The organism is Lawsonibacter hominis, assembly GCF_014287895.1.
Lineage (GTDB): Bacteria > Bacillota > Clostridia > Oscillospirales > Oscillospiraceae > Lawsonibacter_A > Lawsonibacter_A hominis.
Genome location: NZ_JACOPP010000001.1, coordinates 155,686 through 172,800, shown reverse-complemented (window position 1 = coordinate 172,800; position 17,115 = coordinate 155,686). Strand labels below are relative to the sequence as shown.

Below are 17,115 nucleotides of genomic sequence, written 5' to 3'. Positions count from 1 at the left end.
GTGCGTCTCCTATTTTATTTAACAGGAAGGAGTTTGCAAAATGAACGAAAGCAGCAATGCCAAAACCATGTATGAGGCCGTACCCGCCGTAGCAGAGTTGAACAAGGTGCCGGACTTTGACCCGCTCAAGTTCCTCCGCCGCACCAAGGACAGTATGAGGCTGGATCTGCCCTATCAGAAGCTGTGGTTCCGCATGGCCCATCCCAACGGGCGTATGCGCGTGACGGCGCTGCGGATCACCGAGCAGATGGCGATTTTCGAGGCCCGTGTGTTCTTGGATCGCAGCGATGCTGAGCCTTTCAGCATGAGCGTGGCCCAACAGCAGCTTCAGGACAACCGGGACTTTATCCGAGGCGCCCAGAATGAGGCTTTGAGCCAGGCGCTCACGGATGCCGGCTTCGGTATTCAGCTCATCAGTGCCGACGCACAGGACGCCGTTGGGCAAAAGAAAGCCGATGCCACTGAGAAAAAGGCGGCTGAGGCTGCACCTATTCAGGTGGAGCGTACGGAACCGCGGCAGACGCCTGCCTGCACCCCTCAGAAGCCCGCTGCGCCCGACGTGGGTGATTTCCCTTCCAACGGCCATAAAACGCAGCAGAGGGCACCTGTGGCCCCGGAAACGGCTGTGACGGCCCCGCCTGTAGAGTCGGTGGAACAGCGGCTGCCGGTGGAGCCTGTTAAGGCGGAGAAAGTGGTGCCCACGGATACTGTGATGGCTACCGCTGAGCCGGGAGCCGTGGAGCAGACGGATGAACTGCCGCTGCCCAACCAAAAGGCTGAGATGCGAATCGAACCCAAGGGCAACGATGCGCCTGCGCAGGACGAGGCTCCCGACTACACGCAGAATACTCCTGTGGAAGAGCTTCTGCAGGTGATGACGCTGGAACAGGCCAGACAGGTCGTTGTGGATGATGGTATCTGCCGTGGCATGACGATCGCGCAGGTGGCAGAGAAACGCCCGGTCAATCTGCGCTTTTATCTCATTCCGGGCAAAAGCAAGAACAATCTGGTGCGCGCTGCCGCCCAGCTGGTGCTCGATTCTCTCCAGAAGGCTGGCTGATATGAACCCCAGCGAGGGTACAAAGGGAGGAATGACAGATGGGCTCATACCCGGATGAATTTCCGTTCAATATCATGGATGTCGTGGAACTGTTGCGCCTGCGTGTCAGGCGCCAGCAGTCAAATAGTGTCTATGTGGATTGCCCGTTCTGCGGTGATCGCCGGGGAAAAATGAATGTCAATTTCGTCAAAAATGTGTGGCGCTGCAATTACTGCGGCGAGCATGGCGGAATGCTTGGGCTGTATGCACGGCTCAACAATACGACGACCTCGGACGCTTATTGGGAAATAGCAGAAGCTTTGTGCGACAACTGCCATGAAGAACATATACGCTCCGGGAATGAAGCTCCTAAGCTGGCGGTCAGCACCGGGTCCTCGTTTTCGGGGGCCCGGGCTGACGCCGGCCGTCATTCTACTTCCGAGCGAAAAACTGTGCCGCAGTCAGAGAAAGCAAGTCCTGCGGAGATCCACCAGACGCTATCCCTGCTGTTGGTCCAGCTTACACTGCGACCGGCTCATAGGGAGCATCTTCGGTCACCAAAGCGTGGGTTATCTGATGAACAAATCGAATCGCTGGGCTTTAAGAGCACCCCGCCGCCCTTTTTGTGCCGATCTATTACAGCGCGTCTGATACAGATGGGCTGTAAGGTGGAAGGTGTCCCGGGGTTCTACCGCGATGACTGCGGCTACTGGACCATGGCCTTTTATAAAAAAACATCTGGAATCTTGATTCCAGCCGTTGGTTTTGACGGCAGATTACAGGGGTTTCAAATCATGCTGGATGTGCCACTGAAGGACAAAGATGACCCGCCGGAAAAAGCTGGCGCCAAATACATCTGGTTCTCTTCTTCTTCCAAGAGAGACGGCGCTTCATCGGGAAGCCCGGTACACCTGGTTGGTGATCCGTCTGCCCGTGTGGTGTATGTCATTGAGGGGTTGCTGAAAGCCGACATATCCCACTGTTTGACTGGACGCACCTTTGCTGCGATTGCCGGAGCCAATAACACAAGTCCGCTGGACCCATTATTTGCCCTTCTGGCGCAGAGCGGTACAGAGGAGATCATCGAAGCCCACGATATGGACAAGTACAATAACCAAATGACCATGGCGGGAGCATCAAAAATCTATCTGACAGCCCGAAAGTACGGAATGAATTGCAGGCGGCTGACCTGGAACCCCAACTATAAGGGATTTGATGATTGGCAGCTTGCCTTGCGCCGGGAAAATCAGCGAAGAAAGGAGTTGGAAAGAAAGACATTCAAAGAACAGTACCTCAATGGCTGGTGTGAGTTGGCGCATATTGAGGACTGTACCGAGCAATGGCAGCACCGGGCGGAGAGTAACATCGGTTTGACCGAATATCTGGGCCTGACCCGGGAAGAGCATGAAACATTTCTGCGCCATGGCCGGGAGGCGCTTGGCGTCCTTCTGGAACCCCAGCGCAGGAGTCAGCGATTTGTGCTCTACCAGCTGGAACTGGACGAGCGGAAAGCGATTCCGTTTGCGTTCAAGGGTATGGAAGCGGTAAAAAAGGCCGGCTATGAGCAGCCGCCTGCGGCTCAATATCGCATGGTCTGGACGGGAGAAATCTATTGTCCTACAGGCCAAAGCGATACCGAGATATTGCAGCGCCTGTTTTCAGAACTCAGCGTGGAATTACCGGAGGGTTGCAACGGACGGCCAATGTCGCTTTCCGATGTTGTGGAACTGGAGTATCCCATGAAACGAATTTACTACTATGTGAACGGAGATACACAGTTTCAGCAGGTGAAATTTTCTCCGATGCTCGCCAAAAAGAAGGTTTCGGGAGGAGCATGAGCAGATCGATGGTTGTTGTAAAAGGAACGAAGAAGGGACAGTTGGAGGCGCTTTTGGAGCAATGCGTTCAGCTGAATGCGGATGTTCGCCCCAACATAGAACAGGGATATTTCACGGTGACAGTTCCGCCGCCCTGGAATATTTCGGCACAGCTGGTGGCGCAGGCAGTACAGGAACAAATCAAAGAATGGGCGGAGCAGTACCCCAATGTGGTCTGCTACTGCTTTGACAGCTTCAGCACTTTGCTCTATGTGCTGTGATACAGGTAACGATGGCATGGAATGGGCTTTGGCCCGTCCATGCCGTTTTTCGTTTACAGAAAGGAGATTACTATGGGATATTTTTCAGAGATGTCGCTGAATATGCAGGAGGGACGCAAACCGTCGGCTGCTGCACTCACGGGCGAAAATGCCTTTGAGGAAGAGGAAAGCTTTGACGAACTGCCGGTGCCTCCGGTCATCCGTTCGTCTGTCCAGCCCCTGAACCAAGCTGCACCCCAGCCTGGTTCTGATGCGGCATCCTCCGTTTCTACTGAGATGATGGAAGCGCCGGAGGATGACCCCGTGGAAGAGAATGGCGGATGTGACGATGTGGATGACATCAAAACAGATGTGCCCGCCGGAAATGGCGCATCCAAGGATGCCGATGAAGAAAAGCGTCGTGCCGAGCATGAAACTGCCGAAGCAAAACGCAAGGCTGAATGGGAGGCCAAGCAGGCGGAGAAAAAGCGGGCCCTGCAGGAGCAGATGGATCACCTTGCCGCCATGAGCGATGATGAAGTGGTATCCGCCTCCATGCAGCGTGTCAGCAAGGATGTAGAAAAGTTGACCCGTCGGAACATGAAGGAGTGCGTTTCGGAGTATATCCAGACGCTCTGCCTGGATGATCCGGCTTTTGCCCGGCTCACCATGCACCCGAAGAAAACCATGATCCATTGCTTCCAGTACATCAGCCGGAAGGCGTGGGACTATGTTCAGGACGAGCTGAAAGCCAATGGTATCCAGCCCGGACAGGGCGGCCAAGGCTATGGCTGCGATATTCCAGACGATTTGTGCTACCAGTGGGCGGAAGATTATTTCCGCGACCCGGATGCCAAGGAGGACCAGGAGCAGGAGGAAAAGTTTGTGCCGAAGCCCTATATTGGCAAGACCACCGGGAATACCGGCAAGAAAAAGAAAGCGGAAAAGAAACCCGCCGAAAAGAAGAAGCCGGAACCAAAGCCGGCGCCGGAAAAGAAACCTTCTGCTGATGGCCAGATGTCTTTGCTGGATTTCAGCGTGGCAAAAGCTGGTTAAGGAGGTAGCGCATGATCGCGTACAAAGGGTTTCATCCTGGCATGGTTTGTATCGGCTATCAGTTTCAGATGGGATTGAACATGACCGAAGAAGCCAACTGCCGCAAAAACGGTTTCCATTGTGCGGAAGACCCACTGGACTGCCTGAGTTATTACGGTGATGCGGATCACTCGGAATACTATATTGTCAACGCCGGAGGCGACATTGATGAGGACGAATTTGACTCAAAGATTTCCTGCACTGAATTGACGGTTCTTAGGCGGCTGACCAAGGAAGAACTTTTCACCCTTGGCCTTGCGTTTATGGCCGATCATCCGAAGCGGAAATGGAACAGCCATGTGAAGAAGGACAAAGCTGTGGCATGTTGTGGGTACGCTGTTGTGCGTGGTGTTGACCCTGTTGCACAAGGCAGCCGGAAAGGTGATGTGCTTGCGTTTGCCAAGGAAGATCCGGTCACCGGCTGCATCCAGAAGATCGTGGTGGCGACCATCGATGGGAAGAAACTCCGACCCAATGAGTGGTATGGAGCCGATCTTGAAAAAAAAGGACGGTGAAATGAATTGAAGAAATCTATTCTTCTGGGGATGCCGAAACTGACGGCATCGCCGGAAATGAAAAAGGTGGCTCTTGAGGACGAGCCGGAAAAAGTTAGAACCTACTCCGGTTATACCCGCATTCGTCGCAAGTATAAATGCTATATGAATTGCATGGTTCAGAACGGCATTTTGAAGGCGGCGCTTTATCTGCCGGATTATCTTCGATTGGATGGGGACAATCCCGCCTATGAGGTGTTTCTTGATAAAAAGAAGCGCCAGTTCCTTACCTACGACTATTTGGATAAGAAGTGGAGAGACGCCAAGCTGGACAGACTGGAATGGTCTGGACAGGATTATGATGCTGTTTGCTGGGTTGGCACAGAAGACTCGGATATGGTGCAACGGTATTTTTCCAGCGAACGGGGCGGATACTCCGGCATCCTCGATTTTCAAAGAAAAGTGAGGGAAGAACAGCTGGAGCGGCGTCATAAGCGGATCACCGACCCGTGGGACAAAGATCTTGCTCAAGTGCCGAAATTGCCGAAAGACTGGGGCCGTTGGGCTGACAAGGTGGCCGTGCGAGAAAATTTTATATTTTACCAGTACAAGCGCGGCGGCGCCAAGATCGGCTACTGCACCTTCTGCGGGAAGGAGGTGCCCATTTCTGGGCATCCCTACCACAACAAAGAGGGGCGTTGCATCTGCTGTCGGCATCCCGTTGTTTTCAAGGCGCTGGGCCGCACTGGCTATTTTCAGACGCAGAGGCATTATGCTTACCTCATCCAGCGGTGTAAGGATGGGTTTGTCATCCGAGAATTCTGGGCGAACAGGACCTACCGGAAACACATTCTTCCTCATAGCGAACCTTATTGGCATGAGTTCCGGCGTTCGATTTACGACCGCAGCGGAGAGATCCGTTCCTATTTCTGGGGAATGTACTGCCAAAGAGAAGTGCGCTGGATCGAGGGAAGCCCCTGCTATTACAACTATAGCTGGAATCAGTCTGGTCGGGTGTATGGAAAGACTTTGCCTAGCCTGGGGAAAAAAGAACTTCGCCAGACCGGCTTGGTTGAGTGGATACGAAGCCATCCAATCACTGATCCTGAAAAATACTTGGCGGTATGGGAAAAACTTCCCCAGATGGAGCAGATCTGGAAGGCTGGACTGCCGCGGCTGACCGACGAGTGCTTCAACTCCTGTGATCGTGTGCGGAAATTGGTTCTGCATCCGAACGAGCCAGGGTTGATTCGAGCTCTTGGTCTGGATACGCCCAAATTCCGCCGCCTGCGCCAGTTGGACGGAGACGCAGAGACTTTGGCCTGGTTGCAGCTTGAGAAGCGGACCGGACAGTGTATCACGGATGAAATGCTGTGTTGGAGCAAAAAAGAACGGATCAGTCCCAGGGACCTGGTCTTTATCGCAGACCGCATGAGCCTGGTACAGATCAGAAATTATCTGGAACGGCAAAAAGAGTATTTTGATGGCAGCTGCCAGCAGGCGCTGACCACCTGGCAGGACTACCTTGCTATGGCAGAACGGCTGCACTATGACACCAGTGATGAAATCGTCTACCGTGTGCGCAAACTGCGCCAGCGGCACGATGAACTGGTCCTTCAGAGTGAAGCTGGGAGTCTGGAGGAGCAGGCATCGAAAATGGCGGCGAAATATCCCCATGTCAACGACATCTGCATGGAGCTGCAGAAAAAATATGCCTACAGCGATGGCGACTACACGGTGCTTGCGCCCCAAAACATCTTTGCCATCATCAAAGAGGGGCGTATGCTCCACCATTGCGTCGGGAATGACGGAAGTGGTGAGCGGTATTATGAGCGCATCGAGCGCCGGGAGAGCTTCATCATGTTCCTTCGTCGGACGGATGAACCGGAAGACCCCTATTACACGCTTGAAATTGAGCCGGATGGTACTGTGAGGCAGAAACGCACCCTGTTTGACCGCCAATATGAGGACATCGAACAGGCAACGGAATTCCTGCTGAAGTGGCAGAAGGTCATAGCAACCCGTCTTACCGGCCGCGACCTGAAGCTGGCCGAACGGAGCCGTGAGCTGCGGAAGGAGGAATTTATCCAGATGCAGAAAGACCGTGTGATTATTCACACCGGGCATCTGGCTGGCCGTCTGCTGGCAGATGTGTTGTTGGCCGACTTAATGGAAAATACGGAAGTCATACAGCCGCAGGCACTCCCTGCAGCCGCGTGAGACAGGTTCAATGGCCGGGCGTCCCTTGGGGCGTTCGGCCATTCATTTAAGAAAGGGGTTTTACATTGAGCAAATTGAAATTTGAGTACAACATCCGCGGTTATCGTTATGCTCCCGAGAGCTTCCACATCTATAAGGGGTTGCCGGGGCAGAAGAAGGATGAGATTTCTCTGTCCGATGAACAGCGCCAGAAGATGGGATACCTCTGTTTGACAGAGGGGGTTAAAAGCGCCGTGGACTATGTGAAGCACATCGAACGGGAGCGGGAGCGTAAATGCCGTCAGTATATGACCTATGGCTTCATGCTCAAAGAGAACCCGCACGAATATGTGTATTGCCCTTCGCTTCGTTGCAGAGAAAGCGACACATTGAAAACTCGCCTATGTATTTTGCAGGCGGTTCGTGAAGAACTGGCCCGGGATAAAGGCCGAGTGGAGCAAAGCGTTGAATGCGATTTGGATGGGCACTACCGTCCCGTCAATATCAGAAAGCATTATGCGACTGCAGACCTTCGCCGTCATGTCATGGTTTGGCTGCATGTTGTGTGAACAAGGAGAAATTATGAAACAGCTTGGAAATTTGTCAATCGTCTGTGCCCAATGCACGGATGTGTTGATGCAGATCTATGGTGGACAGATGAGTGTCCATGTGGGGGAAGGGCCGGAGCGGACTTCTCTTTTTGCCGCATGGGATGATGACGAAGTGATCCAACGCATTATCCATGAATTGAATTTTGGCCGCTACGCTATCAAGGAAAAACGGAACAGTAAGGAGAATGTCGCATGATCGAAAATTTGAATCAGCTGAAACGCGCGCTGCGGCCCGGAATCCGTCTGCAAATCGTTGATCATCGCCGAACGGAGTGCATCAATCAACTGCGTGAGGTCACATGGATTACCTCAAATGGATTTTGCACGAAGGTGTTGAATCAGCCGGCTGACAAGATCGATGCCGGCAATAATGGCCGCGGCGCCATGCTCTGGTGGGGGCCGGCCAGCACCTGGACATTTGAAAATGGTGTGTGCAGTTCGTTCACCTACGGCGGCAACAGAAAAGAAACGCTGATCATTGCGTTTTGTGTACTGAATGAGGAGGTAGCGTGATGAATCAGGAATTGATAAGGAAACAGCAGGATCTGACTGCCCGGCTCAACCGTTATCGCCATGAGTATTACAATCTCAATGCGCCCAACATCAGTGATGCTGTCTATGATCGGCTGTTTGAGGAACTTCAAGACCTGGAGCGGCAGACGGGCATCCAGATGGCGAACTCTCCTACCAGTACGGTGGGGTATCCGGCAATCAGCAAGCTGGAGAAAACCAACCATCCAATCCCGCTGCTGTCGCTGGATAAGGAAAAAAACATTGTGGAGGTGTGCCGCTTCATGGGCGAGCATCAAGTGATGTTCATGCTCAAACTGGACGGGCTCACCATCAAGTTAACCTATGAGGGTGGCGAATTGCTGGAAGCTGCTACCCGAGGCGATGGGGAAGTGGGCGAAATCGTGACCCACAATACCCGCGCCATTGGCGGCATACCTGCGCATATCCGATATGAAGATCGTCTGGTGATCACTGGAGAGGCATTCATTCGACCCAGCGATTTTGAACAGCTGAAGGCCTCGCTGGTGGACAATAACGGAGAGACCTACAAAAACGGACGCAATCTGGCGGCTGGCTCGGTACGCCTGCTGGATGCCAAGACCTGTATGGAGCGGCGTCTGATGTTCATGCCGTTCACTGTGCTGGAGGGATTTGAAAACCTGCCGCGCAAGTCGGAGCGGCTGAAAGAGCTCTCTGCGCTGGGATTTACCCCCTGCAAGTATCTGGTGACCAAGCGAACGCTGACGCAGGCAGAGGCGGAGGATGGAATCAAGCAGCTGCAGCAGTATGCCAGAGACAAGGATATTCCTATCGACGGCATCGTTGTCACCTACAATGATGTGGCCTTCGCCAAAAGCTGCGGGCGTACAGGCCACCACTATAAGGACGGACTGGCGTTCAAATTTGAGGATGATCTGTTTGAAACAAAGCTTCAGATGATTGAATGGACGCCCGGACGCACCGGCGAGATTGCCCCGGTCGCAGTCTTTGCGCCGGTGGAAATCGATGGCTGTGAGGTGTCCAGAGCGAGCCTGCACAATCTTTCCTTTATTGAAGATCTGGAGCTGATGCCGGGAAACCGCATTTTGGTATCGAAAAGGAATCTCATCATTCCTCATGTGGAAGACAATCTGGACCGCGGCGGCTTTGTGCTGGAAAGCGCATACCCTCACCGGTGCCCTTGCTGCGGGGAACCCACCCGTATCCACGAAACCAGAGGGCGCAATGAGAACGGCGAGGAACGCACGATCAAGACGCTGTTCTGCGACAATGCTGGCTGCGAGACGAGAAAGCTCAAGCAGTTTGTCCATTTTGTCGGCAAAAAGGCGATGAATATTGAGGGACTGTCCGAAGCAACGCTGGAAAAATTGATTGGCCGGGGCTGGATTCACAGCTATCTGGACATCTACCGGTTGGATCAGCATAAAGACGAGCTGGTGCGTATGGACGGCTTTGGAGAAAGATCCTGGCAGCGCCTTTGGAGTGCTATTCAGCAGAGCCGGAATACGACCTTTGAGCGGTATGTAATTGCTATGGACATCCCCATGATCGGCAACACCGCCAGCGGCGTTCTTTGCCAGGTATTCCACGGTAATCTGGACGAGTTCCGGGATGCCGTTTATGCCGGGTACGACTTCCGGCAGCTCCCGGACTTTGGAGATACGCTGCACAATAATATTCATGAGTGGTTCAGCAAAGAAGAAAATTTCTGTATTTGGGAGGAATTGCAGATGATGATGATCCAGAAGCCGGTGCAGCCGGTTGCGAAAAACAACACGCAGGACAATCCCTTTGCCGGGAAAACCATTGTGGTGACCGGAAAGGTGGAACCCTACACCCGCGATGAGATGAACAGCCTGATCGCCTCGCTGGGGGCGATTGCTGGCAGCTCGGTGACCCGTAAGACCCACTATCTGGTCTGCGGCGAGAAGGCCGGCAGCAAACTGTCCAAGGCGCGGGAGCTGGGTATCCCTGTGCTGGAACCGCAGGAATTTTTCCGTATGGCAGGCGTGGCCTGAACACCCGGCCAGTCAATAACAACAGGGAGAGTGCCAAAAATCGGCGCTCTCCTCCTGTTTTTATGGAGGAATTGATATGGATAGAACCTATATTACGCCAATCGTGAACCAGACTTATACCAATCGCAACGGCAGTGAATATCGTTGCACCAGTGTTGCCGAAGCAATCCGGCCGTGTGAAACGACAGCGCTCTTCACGCGAGTGCGCGATGGCTGGAGCCTGCAGGCGCATGGAATTCTCCAGTACGACGATGGAACCATCGAATGGAACTACTCCACTGGGGGCCACTGGCCCAGGTAATCACGAAAGGAGGGACAACTGTGAATCAAGAAATTATGCCGGCATACGCGGCCTATCAGAAAGCCATTGATCTGACATTGTATCATGCTTTTGCCGAACTGGTGGTACAGACTTCTCAGGACGACAAGGCAAGGATGCACTATCGCCAGATTGAAGCTGCCCAGATTTGGCAGCAAGATGTGGATGTCTCTATCTATTTTGAGCAGTATAGCCTGCGCTATCCTGGAGAGGTGCTGGAGCGGTTTGAGGAAAAGTTGGGCACAGATATCCGTATTGTCCGTGCATTGGCACTGGCACTTGCCGTTACACGCACACTCCACGCAGACCAGATGTTTGTGGGCAGTCAGCGTAGTGGCTTTCTCCAGAAAATCCGGCGAATTGCTGATGGGGATGTGTACCTGAGCGGTGCTCTGTATCATCTGGAGGAAGATACTGTGCGCCAGCGTGCCCTGTTGGATGCCCTGGCAAAGACGGAATACACCAAGACAGAAGAAGCCTTGTTTGTCCTTTCTCTGTTTGATGACCGGGAGGAAGGATATCAGGTGATGCACGCACAGCTGCTCCGGTTGTTTGGTCCGGAGCGGACGATGCCGCTGGCTTTTAACTGTGGTGTGCTGGAGTGGTTTATCCGCACATACACTGAGCAGGTGAAGGCCTGCCGGTCAAAGGCAGATCTTGTATTGCGAACACTGGTAAAGCTTCCTTGTATGAATATGAAACAGGACAGCCGGGAGTTTGCAGTTTTGACCGCAGCTGGGTACGGAGCAGATGAAATCATTCTGGCAAACTCACTCGCAATGTGGATGGATAGAATTTCTTATCGGCTATCCTCTAACAGCATTCCTGCCGAGAAACTTGCGGCGGCGTGCTGCAAGATGTTGCTCAACTGCCCGGAAGCATTGCCGGATTCGCTCTATGGATATGTTGGCTGGCTATTTACCCGCTACAAGGATTTCTCCATCAAATATGAGGGCAATCGGGATTTGTGGGCGGCTGTAAATTCAAGCCTTTCACCGTCTTCCCCCAAAACTATCCTTTGGATGAACCAAAACATCAAGCAGTCATTTAATTATCGGTTCGATGTGTTTGATCCGCAGTATGACTGTCTGGCAGTCGAGTTAAAGCGGGACACCTATTTGGAATTGTTCACGATGCAAATGCTTCGCTCGCTTGGATCGGCAACTACTGGACAGTGGCTTGCCCGGTATAAGCAACTGACCGGTGCCGACTACATGGAGTATTTCACTTGCTTTCGGCAGCACACCGAGGAGGCGTTTACCCTTCTGGTGGAAACGAAGAAAATCGATCTGTGGGCTTTTTTTGAGAAACACCGAGCGGAGGGTGAATACGCATACCCTTTGAAGCTTCTTCGGGACTATGCCCTGCGTATTTCCAGCTGGAAATGCTATCGGTTTGTCGAAAAGTTACTGAACCAATACAGATTTACACAGCTGCAGGAGATTTTCGGAGATCGGTTCTATTTTCACCGATCTTTCTGCGAGAATACTGGTGGTTACGGAAACGAAAATTTTCGCACCATAATTGCCCGGCCTTTCCTTGGCCCAGAGGAGCACCGAAAGCTCTACGAATGGGTGGACTCTTCGTTTTTTCAAATGGAGCCGGAACACTATACGGCATTTGTCTGGAGCGCACTGAAGGACCCGACGATTCAGCGGCTCTACGACAGGCCCACCCTGGCCTCTGTCCTGCGGCAGCTGATTGCCCGGGGCAACAGCGGAGGCTATGATGGCAACTGCCTGAAAAAGCGGTTCTATTCCAAAAAAGAACTTGAAGCCGACCGAAAAGCCGCTGCAGAGAAAAAAGAGCAGGAGCAGATGCTGCAAAAGCAACAGGAATTTTTGAAAAGAAAGGAAAAGTTGGAACAGATCTATAACGGAAGTGCGATGTCTTTGGTTCAATTTGCAGACAAGTATTATTACAAAGAAGATAAACAGCAAGCCATGAATATGGTCTATGAAAAACTGTTGGAATGGCCTGCCGGCTGTGTGCAAGAACTGACGCCGATAGACACACAGAATTTCTTTGTGCTGTGCGGAATGCTGGCAAAGTACGAGACCAGGCCAAAACAAGAACTATTGGATATGGTGAAAAACATGATCGAAGGAGGTGCAGCAGCATGACCAATACGATGAAACATTTGTCTCTGCTGGGCCGCATGGAAACTGACGGCCTGATGCTGAGCCTAACGGGCTTGTTTTCTGAGAACGAGTTGGACGGGGCGTGCGAAAAGGTCGAACGGCTGGAACTGCAGGCGCGGCTGAAGAAAAACAGGAGCTCCCAAATTCAGCGGAAACTGGTTGAATGCGGTGAGTTCGCAGATTTGTACCATGCTTTGTGTACCTGTGAGATCGAGGATGACAGGATCGAACCGATGCTCAAATCGGCAGATGACTGCCATGAGAGCCTGACACAGTATCCGACGGAACAGGTACTGGAGGCAGCGTCTTTGAATGTTCCAACGGCGCTGACTTTTGAGTATTTGAAATACTATTTGCCCTATGTCAAGTACGAAGAAGAGGAAAAAGCTATTCTGGATAATCTCTGGCTTTTTCCTGTTGCAGATTGGAAAGGCCTTTCTTCACTGACCGCACATCAGCGGGACATGATGCGCTTTCCATTTCTTGGTGCCTGCCTGTTCAACTGGCATAGCAACGAAAAAGAGACGCTGGTACTTCTGGAGCAGAGTACACCGCTGCAGAAGATCCTCGGCCTGCTGTACCAGCAGGGCGTGACCGTGTTTCTTGATTCTGGCCGGCTGAAAGCGCTTCAATGGCTGCGGGAGACCGATATCGGGAAGTTCCGCCAGCTGCTGGAGGTCTTTGAACATGATGCGGACGATTTGAGTATCTTTTTCCAACGCTGGTTTGAAAACCGTGCGGGACAGTATGACCTGAACTGGTTCATCAGACAGGAAGCACCGCTGAACAAAGAACAGCGTGAGGAAATCTTGTGCAACCAGGTCAGTTACCTGAATGCGCTGTATTCCGGTTGCCTCCATCTGGATTTTGACGCGATCCGCTCGTATCAGTTTCCAATCCTTGTCTATGCGGTGGAACACAGGAAAAAGCACTTTTTACAGTTGGTGGATCAGAACAGTGAGATTTTCCTTTCTCTGAGCCGCTATGCGCTCCTGTTTGAAGATTGCTTTTGTGAGCACTGCAATCTCAATTCCCTGTCAGAAAAGAATTTGCAGGATTGCGATGCTGCAAAGCGCACAGACAGCTATTTTGAGTGCCTGGAGGAAGGACAGCAATACACCTTTGAAGAGATGCGGCTGCTGTGGCAGCAGGACCAAATCTATGTCCGTCTGTATGCAAAGCTGACCCCGATCCCGGTAGACCAGCGTATGCTCACGCTTCGCCAGCTACTCAAGCGGGATCTGGTCAGCCGATACACGGAGGATGAGCAACTGACTCAGCTGGCTCAATGCCTGCTGGAGCAACCGTTCAGCGAATGGTATCGGAAGCGATTCGGACATATTCGCGGGCTGACGAGGCGGACAGCTATGCAAATGCTGTTTCATTACACCCAGCTTTGCCCCTTTGTCCCAGATCTCCAGACGGAAACGGATGCGGTCTTTACGGCCAGAAACCTGCCATTGCTTGCCGGGTGTGAAAATTGGCCGCAGGTTCGCGCCTCTGTCCTGACCACGGATATGGATTGGGCCCAGTTGAAAGAAAGCCTCTCCATTTCAGACGAGTTTGTGAAACAGAACCAAAATTGTATCACAGACTTCCTGCTTCGAGGAGGCAGTAGCCTGGTGACTCCGCTATATAACTACCTGCAGGGAAACGATGCGGCTATCGAGGCACTCAGAAGAATCGTGCAGGCTGAACTCATGGGCCGGTTCTATGTGCTGAAATATTTCGCAGACGATCTGCGCCGGGAAATAAACCACCCAATCAGTGAGCAGCAGGAGACCGCATGGCAAAAGAACCTTGCGTTGGATCGAGGCAAGTTTATTGCCGAGGAAGCGGATGATTTCTACCACACCATTCAGATAGGCGAGCTGCCCTATAGCACCTGCTTGTCTTATCGAACGGGGAGCCAACGCGAGTGCCTGCTGGCGGCTTTTGATTCCAACAAGAAAATCATCCTGATCAGAAAAGGTGATGAAATCGTGGCCCGCGCCTGCATTCGCCTGACGAAAGGGGCGTTTCAAAAGCCAACAGAACTGATGCTTTCTTTTGCTGATTTGGCCGGAGGGAACTCAACCGAGAGCGGTCATATTGTCAGTGAGAAGCTGGTGCTGTTTCTGGAGCGCATTTACACCTCCGGCATCAATGACGATGAGCAGCAGGAGGTCATGGAGATGGCCGTCGCTCTGGCAACGCAGAAGGCTGCGGAGCTGGGGGCAGTCTCTGTTCTGGCAAGGAGGTATGTCAACTGTTATGCACGGGATCAGTATGTCAGCAGCCCGTTTTATGTGTATATCTCTAAATCTAAGAACGGGCAGCAGTATCTCGATTCCCTGGGCGGCGCAGCAACGACCTCCCGCAAAGAAAAATATGTGGAAGGTGCATTTTGGGTAGAACGGGCGGCCCTGCATACCGCAGGGGCGCTTCCTGAAAAGGAGGAATGAACATATGAATGACCGAACTATGATAAAAGTGCGGTGCGACAAGGAACTGCTTTATATTCGCACCATTTCATGGGAGAAAAAGTCCCCGCATCGGTTTGCCATCCTGCGCAGCGAACTGCAAAAGTTGGAGCAGGAGCCGAATAAAAGGGTACTGACGAGTGATTGCGGTTCCTTTGCCAGTCTGCGGCTGACAAAGGTGCCGGATGGTACGCAGATTCTGGAGATCCGGTTCACATGGCTTCAGGAAGATGGCAATGACAGGGTGCATGGCTGGAAAGAGAATGTGCGGCTTCCCTATGAGCCATTCCGCGCTTTTGCAGGGGCGGGAGAGGATATGGATGGTGCCGAGTGGCGCCAGCTCTCCATCCCGGAACTGGTAACACGACGATATGAATTCCGCTGCCGGAAAAATCTCCAGGAGGTTACCGGGTGCCGGCTTCTGCGTCACAAATTGGGAAAGATCCTGGAACAGCATTTCCAGTGGCGCGGTACGGAAAAGATCGTCCTCTATGATGACAGCCAGCCGTACAGCTTCTTTTTTGAGGAGTATACGCCTTATGGCAGAGGAATCTGTGGCGCCGTCATCCTGCATGGAATAGAAGACATAGCAAAGGCTCGATACAGCGTACACACATAAAATATATATTGATTTACATCGGATGGATGCGATACCGCCGGAGAAGAAAAAATTCTTCTCCGGCGGTATCGTTGTTTTACCATGGTATAGGCTTTGTGTTTTTTTGTCCTCCTGTTGAGAAAGGCGTCATCCAGGCGTAAAGGATATGTATAAAGCAAAAAAGGAGGCAACTACCTATGTTGATTGGTGTCGATCATGGCAACAAGCAAATCAAAACCGTCCACTGCAGCCCGTTTGTTTCCGGCCTGCAGCAGAGCATTACAAAACCCTTTGGCCAGAGCCTGCAATACCGGGGAAATTACTACACGCTTTCCAACGAGCGCATCCCGTTCCGGAAGGACAAGACGGAAGATGATCGCTTCTTTGTACTTACGCTGATTGCTATCGCAGAGGAATTGGAGGCGCGTCAAATCGGTAAGCAGGAACTCTACAATATCCAGCTGCCGGTAGGATTGCCGCCGGCACATTTTGGCGCCCAGGCAAAAAAGTTTACCGATTATTTCAAGAGAGATGGAATCGTGGAATTCGTGTACCGGGATAAGCCTTACGCCATCCGCATTACCGATGTGGTTTGCTACCCTCAGGCGTACGCGGCGGCGGCAACCATGCTTCACACGCTCATGGATGACCCGAAAGCGGTGGTGCTGGATATCGGCGGTTTCACGGCGGATTATCTTCTTTTGAAAAACGGAAAAGCTGATCTTACCTCCTGCGATTCGCTGGAAAACGGCGTGATTCTGCTCTACAATAAGATCAGGTCCAGAGGAAACTCGGAACTGGATCTGCTGCTGGATGAAAGCGATGTGGATGCAATTCTTGCTGGCAGGAAGACCTCGTATCCGGCTGAAGCCGTGCGCTTGGTGGAGCGGCTGGCACAGGAATTTGTAAACGACCTGTTCAGTACGCTCCGGGAGCGGATGCTGGATCTTCGCTACAGTAAGGTGGTCTTTGTGGGCGGCGGCGCAATCCTGTTGCGCCGGCAGATTGAAGCTTCTGGTAAGGTGGGGACGCCGCTGTTCGTCACGAACATCAATGCCAATGCGGCCGGTTTTGAATACCTCTATCGACTGGAAACGGCGGGTAGGTGATGGGTATGGCGGCCAAAAAGGAACGGGGGCGATTTTCTCTGCGGTTCAATATTGGCGACCCCGTACAGCGGGCTGCCGTTGAACTGTTGGAACTTCAGCCTCCTCATAGCAAATCCCAGTATATTGCCAACGCAATCACATACTATAATGCGAATTTTGCAGATGACCCACAGCCTTTGAAAGCGATGGCTCCGGTCATTGACAGAGCCGCCATCGAAGCCATTGTACATGAGATCATGCGGCAAGAGACAGGACAAACCGAAAAGCCTGCTCCTGCCTCGGGCATCTGCCGAATGGAAGAAGGGAAAGCGGCTTCGACATCCAATGTACAGGCGCAGAAGCCAGAGTATATACCGGAAGTGGGAGAAGCGCCGGAGATTGATGATGTGACCCGCTACCTGATAGCCAGTACAATGGCTGCATTCCGTAGATAATAAAGA

Annotated in this window: 16 protein-coding genes; all 16 read left to right on the top strand. The window is 52.4% G+C overall.

What is annotated here, in order from left to right:
• Positions 1-40: 40 nt before the first annotated feature.
• Positions 41-1,060 carry a hypothetical protein gene (locus tag H8S57_RS00900; protein WP_186906188.1) on the top strand — a complete coding sequence of 340 codons (1,020 nt, stop codon included), beginning with the start codon at positions 41-43 and terminating at the stop codon, positions 1,058-1,060.
• A gap of 38 nt (positions 1,061-1,098) precedes the next feature.
• Positions 1,099-2,877, top strand: coding sequence for a YodL domain-containing protein (locus H8S57_RS00895; protein ID WP_186906187.1), 1,779 nt, complete (start codon positions 1,099-1,101; stop codon positions 2,875-2,877).
• A complete protein-coding gene (locus tag H8S57_RS00890; RefSeq protein ID WP_007713144.1) occupies positions 2,874-3,137 on the top strand; it encodes a ribosomal-processing cysteine protease Prp in 264 nt (87 codons plus the stop codon). Before H8S57_RS00895 ends, H8S57_RS00890 begins: the two co-directional genes overlap by 4 nt.
• A gap of 72 nt (positions 3,138-3,209) precedes the next feature.
• Positions 3,210-4,172: a Cas9 inhibitor AcrIIA9 family protein gene (locus tag H8S57_RS00885; RefSeq protein WP_243204632.1), complete on the top strand. Its 963-nt coding sequence runs from the start codon at positions 3,210-3,212 to the stop codon at positions 4,170-4,172.
• An 11-nt stretch (positions 4,173-4,183) separates the two neighbouring features.
• Positions 4,184-4,726, top strand: coding sequence for a DUF7666 domain-containing protein (locus H8S57_RS00880; protein ID WP_186906185.1), 543 nt, complete (start codon positions 4,184-4,186; stop codon positions 4,724-4,726).
• Between the two features lie 6 nt (positions 4,727-4,732).
• A complete protein-coding gene (locus H8S57_RS00875) occupies positions 4,733-6,925 on the top strand; it encodes a PcfJ domain-containing protein (protein ID WP_243204631.1) in 2,193 nt (730 codons plus the stop codon).
• A gap of 65 nt (positions 6,926-6,990) precedes the next feature.
• A complete protein-coding gene (locus H8S57_RS00870; RefSeq protein WP_186906183.1) occupies positions 6,991-7,473 on the top strand; it encodes a hypothetical protein in 483 nt (160 codons plus the stop codon).
• Positions 7,474-7,486: 13 nt separating this feature from the next.
• Positions 7,487-7,711, top strand: a complete 225-nt coding sequence (locus H8S57_RS00865; RefSeq protein WP_186906182.1) for a hypothetical protein — start codon at positions 7,487-7,489, stop codon at positions 7,709-7,711.
• A complete protein-coding gene (locus H8S57_RS00860; RefSeq protein ID WP_186906181.1) occupies positions 7,708-8,028 on the top strand; it encodes a hypothetical protein in 321 nt (106 codons plus the stop codon). The genes H8S57_RS00865 and H8S57_RS00860 overlap by 4 nt, the downstream gene beginning before the upstream one ends.
• Positions 8,028-10,046, top strand: coding sequence for an NAD-dependent DNA ligase LigA (gene ligA / locus H8S57_RS00855; RefSeq protein WP_186906180.1), 2,019 nt, complete (start codon positions 8,028-8,030; stop codon positions 10,044-10,046). The genes H8S57_RS00860 and ligA overlap by 1 nt, the downstream gene beginning before the upstream one ends.
• A 76-nt stretch (positions 10,047-10,122) precedes the next feature.
• The gene (locus H8S57_RS00850; protein ID WP_040411900.1) at positions 10,123-10,347 is read left to right on the top strand and encodes a hypothetical protein; all 225 of its coding nucleotides are present in this window, start codon (positions 10,123-10,125) and stop codon (positions 10,345-10,347) included.
• A 20-nt stretch (positions 10,348-10,367) separates the two neighbouring features.
• Positions 10,368-12,488, top strand: coding sequence for a hypothetical protein (locus H8S57_RS00845; RefSeq protein WP_186906179.1), 2,121 nt, complete (start codon positions 10,368-10,370; stop codon positions 12,486-12,488).
• Complete coding sequence (locus H8S57_RS00840) at positions 12,485-14,950, top strand: hypothetical protein (protein WP_186906178.1); 2,466 nt, start codon at positions 12,485-12,487, stop codon at positions 14,948-14,950. The genes H8S57_RS00845 and H8S57_RS00840 overlap by 4 nt, the downstream gene beginning before the upstream one ends.
• A gap of 4 nt (positions 14,951-14,954) precedes the next feature.
• Positions 14,955-15,587: a hypothetical protein gene (locus H8S57_RS00835; protein ID WP_186906177.1), complete on the top strand. Its 633-nt coding sequence runs from the start codon at positions 14,955-14,957 to the stop codon at positions 15,585-15,587.
• Between the two features lie 176 nt (positions 15,588-15,763).
• The gene (locus tag H8S57_RS00830) at positions 15,764-16,675 is read left to right on the top strand and encodes a ParM/StbA family protein (protein ID WP_117777621.1); all 912 of its coding nucleotides are present in this window, start codon (positions 15,764-15,766) and stop codon (positions 16,673-16,675) included.
• A gap of 5 nt (positions 16,676-16,680) precedes the next feature.
• On the top strand, positions 16,681-17,109 hold the full coding sequence (locus H8S57_RS00825; protein ID WP_243204630.1) for a hypothetical protein: 429 nt from the start codon (positions 16,681-16,683) through the stop codon (positions 17,107-17,109).
• Positions 17,110-17,115: the final 6 nt, after the last annotated feature.